Origin of the sequence: Acidiphilium sp. PA (genome assembly GCF_026191915.1) — a bacterium.
Taxonomy (GTDB): Bacteria; Pseudomonadota; Alphaproteobacteria; order Acetobacterales; family Acetobacteraceae; genus Acidiphilium.
In genome coordinates this window covers 1-3,430 of the sequence record NZ_JAIMBY010000066.1, presented here as the reverse complement: position 1 = coordinate 3,430, position 3,430 = coordinate 1, and the positions used below count along the sequence as shown (strand labels likewise).

The following is a 3,430-nucleotide window of genomic DNA, read 5'->3' as shown; positions in this document are numbered from 1 at the left end:
TCGACCGCGATACCGATAGCCGGCGCACAATCTCTTTGATCGACACACGCTCATCAAAATAAGCCCGCCGTATCTCACCAATCCGATCCACTGCAATCATCCCCCAATTAGCCTCCTCACGCCCGCTGCGAGCGTTAAGGAGGGTGCTGACATCAAACGTCAGAGGGGTCGAAATTGGACGCGATTTTCGCCCCTCAGGGGGTCGTTATTGCAAGCGAATTTACAATCAGGGGAAGACGCATTCTGTTCACATCGCGCCAGTTGTCGATGGCTGTCTGAACCCGCGTAAATCTGGCTTCGGGCGTGCTGTCGCGGTGACGCGGCCGGCGTGAAAGCGGGTGGGCGGGAGTTGCTTTGTCGGAAGATGCCGGGGTGACTCGGACGAGTGCTGGTGGCTAGATTTGCCCTGATTGAAGGGCAAGCACGGCGCCGATTCTGAACTTGGCGGTTACGTCTCGGCGCCGTGCCCCACACCGTGCTGGGCAGCACACATGCAGGGGCAATATCGCGGCAAACGTGGCGTTCGTCCACCTGTTCTGTGCGCTGCAGGCCACGGCGAGGCTGCATCGGCACGGTTTTTCTTGTGCGCCTCCTGCCGCACCCAGGTCGTGGTGTGTAGCTGTTGCGACCGCGGCCAGGTTTATTGCGCGGGCAGCTGCGCCCGGCGCGCGCGCCAAGCGACGCTGCGGCGGGCCGGACGGCGCTACCAAAGCGGGCGGAACGGACGACGGCAGCATGCCGCGCGGCAACACCGCTACCGGGCGCGCCGAAAGAAAGTGACGCATCATGGTTCACCCCAACCCTTGCTCGATGATTTGCTGCCGCATGTCGAACCAGAGACCGCGAGCGACGCCGCTTCCATGGACGTGCGCCCCCGCCAGCCGATCACGCACTGCCATTGGTGCGGGCGGCAATGTGGGGGGTTCGTTCGCCAGCGATTTTTACGCCGCCGCGGTCGCCGGGGAGACTTTTTATAGCGACAACGATCTTTGAGGACGCGCCATGGTTATGCCGCCTGACATCGAGGCCCAGATTTTGCGCTATTATCACGCCGAGAAATGGAAGATCGGCACGATTGCCGCCCAATTGCACATCCATCATGGTGTGGTGCGGCGGGTTATCGCGCAGCACTCCGGGTTGCCCCAGGCCACGCCGCCGCGGCGGCCCTCGCAGATCGACGCCTATCTCCCGTTCATCCTCCAAACCTTGGAGAAATTTCCAAAACTTTCGGCGAGCCGCCTGTACGTCATGGTGCGCGAGCGCGGTTATCCCGGTCGCCCGGATCACTTCCGCCACCTGATTGCCGCTCACCGGCCGCGACCCAAAGCCGAAGCCTATCTGCGCCTGCGCACGCTACCCGGCGACGAGGCACAGGTGGACTGGGCACTATGCCGAGTTCGGCATAGTGCCCACTATGCCGCGAACCGGACTATGCCGAGTACCGAGGAGATAGCCGCATCAATCGTGCAAGCCGGGTAGCTTGAGTCGGCATAGCCTTGCTCCTTCCAATCTTGGAAGGAGAGCAAAGTGCAAGTTAATAGGAGAAGGTTATGGACTCTGGCGCGGGAGCCCGAAGGTCCTTTGGCGGCGTATCTCGACCAGTTCGCCGGGCTGTTGGATGCACAGGGGTTTGAAGGCCATGGTATCTGTCGGCAGGTCCGGGCCGCCGCCCGGTTCAGTCTGTGGCTTCAATTGCGTGAGGTTGCTGCCGAGGCGGTGACCGACGAGCACGTCCGATGTTTTCTCGATGAACCGGCGCAGTGCTGCTTTTTTCGGCAAGGAGCCGCCGCAGCATTGCGGCGGTTGTTTGATCTCCTTCGGCAGCTTGACGTTTGCGACGCAGCGCCGACGCCCAGCACGCCGACACCGGTCCAACAGACGATTGCAGCTTATGGGGTCCACCTGCGGAAGGAGTTGGGGCTGTCCGTCAAGACGGTGGTTCAATATTGCCCGTTTGCCGCTACCTTCCTATCCCAACATTTCGGATCTGGACCAGTCGATCTGGCCAAACTGCGAGGCCGGGACGTCATCCAGTTCGTGGTGCAACAGGCACGCCGCCTCAGCCCGGCCAGGGCCAAGGCGGCGACAATCGCTTTGCGTTCTTTTCTCCGCTACGTCCGCTATTGCGGCGAGACGCAGTACGATTTAGCCGGCGCGGTTCCGACCGTCGCCAATTGGTCGATGACAGCCATTCCGAGGGCGATCGCCCCTGATCACCTCCGAGCGGTTCTTGCCAGTTGCCCCCGCGACACACCTATTGGTCGGCGGGACTACGCGATTCTGATGCTGTTGGCTCGCCTGGGTCTGCGCTCCAGCGAGATTGTCTCTCTCACGTTGGATAGCATCGACTGGGAGGCCAGCTCCATTGCCGTGGTCGGCAAAGCAGACCACGCAGCGGTATTGCCGCTGCCGGCCGAGGTCGGCGAGGCGATCGCGCAATACCTGCAAGGGGGCCGTCCAATCCGTGGTTGCCGCGCCTTGTTTTTACGCGCGACCGCGCCGATCCGTGGACTTGGAGCAGGCCAGACGATCGGCACGATCGTCGCCGCGGCGATTTCCCGGGCCGGCATAAAGACGCGCTATCGGGGGGCGCACCAGTTTCGCCATGCCTTGGCGACCGACATGCTCCGGCACGGCGCAACCCTGACTGAGATTGGAAGCCTTCTTCGGCATCAACATCCCAAGACAACGGGAATCTATGCCAAGGTAGACTTCGATGCTCTCCGCCCGCTTGGCCTGCCTTGGCCGGGAGGTGTGGCATGAGCGCCATGCGGGATGCACTCCGCGATTACTTGGCCACCCGCCGCGCCCTCGGGTTCAAGCTCGTCGGCGACGGCTCTGGGCTGTCGTCGTTCGTCGCCTTCCTGGACGAGGCCCAGGCCGAGTATATTTCGACTGCGCTTGCGCTCGCCTGGGCGCAAGCCCCGACCTCTGTCCCACCTGCCCGGTGGGCTCGACGGCTAGAATATGTTCGCGGCTTCGCACGCTACTGCGCGGCAATCGACCCGCGCACCGAGTTGATACCCGTGGGACTCCTGCCATTCGAATATCAGCGGCGAGCGCCTTACATCTACTCGGACAAAGACATCGAAGCTCTCCTGCTTGCCGCGTTAGCGCTGCCAGCCAAGGACGGCTTGGCAAACCATACTTATCACTGCCTGCTCGGACTTCTCAGCGTCACCGGCCTGCGGATTTCCGAGGCGCTCAATCTCACGTTGGACGACGTCGATTTGGTCGAGGGCATCCTAACCGTCCGTTCTTCCAAGTTCGGGAAGTCCCGAATGGTTCCGCTGCTCACTCATCCCCTCATTACGTAGCCGGCATGGAATTGCCGAATATGCCGCTGCTGCGCAGCATTTCCGTGAACCGCCGCATCAGGGGCAGTAGCCGGTGCTTCGGCATGTTCGGGATCAATTCATAGAGCATGCAC

The 3,430-nt window shown here is 62.0% G+C and carries 3 protein-coding genes; all 3 read left to right on the top strand.

What is annotated here, in order from left to right; translation table 11 throughout:
* Window positions 1-1,002: 1,002 nt before the first annotated feature.
* The 3 genes from AruPA_RS21410 to AruPA_RS21400 all read left to right on the top strand — a co-directional run bounded on the left by AruPA_RS21410 (window position 1,003) and on the right by AruPA_RS21400 (window position 3,317).
* Window positions 1,003-1,479, top strand: coding sequence for a hypothetical protein (locus tag AruPA_RS21410; RefSeq protein ID WP_265638758.1), 477 nt, complete (start codon window positions 1,003-1,005; stop codon window positions 1,477-1,479).
* A gap of 102 nt (window positions 1,480-1,581) precedes the next feature.
* Complete coding sequence (locus tag AruPA_RS21405) at window positions 1,582-2,763, top strand: site-specific integrase (protein WP_265638757.1); 1,182 nt, start codon at window positions 1,582-1,584, stop codon at window positions 2,761-2,763.
* On the top strand, window positions 2,760-3,317 hold the full coding sequence (locus tag AruPA_RS21400; RefSeq protein ID WP_265638756.1) for a tyrosine-type recombinase/integrase: 558 nt from the start codon (window positions 2,760-2,762) through the stop codon (window positions 3,315-3,317). The genes AruPA_RS21405 and AruPA_RS21400 overlap by 4 nt, the downstream gene beginning before the upstream one ends.
* The last annotated feature ends 113 nt before the right edge of the window (window positions 3,318-3,430 follow it).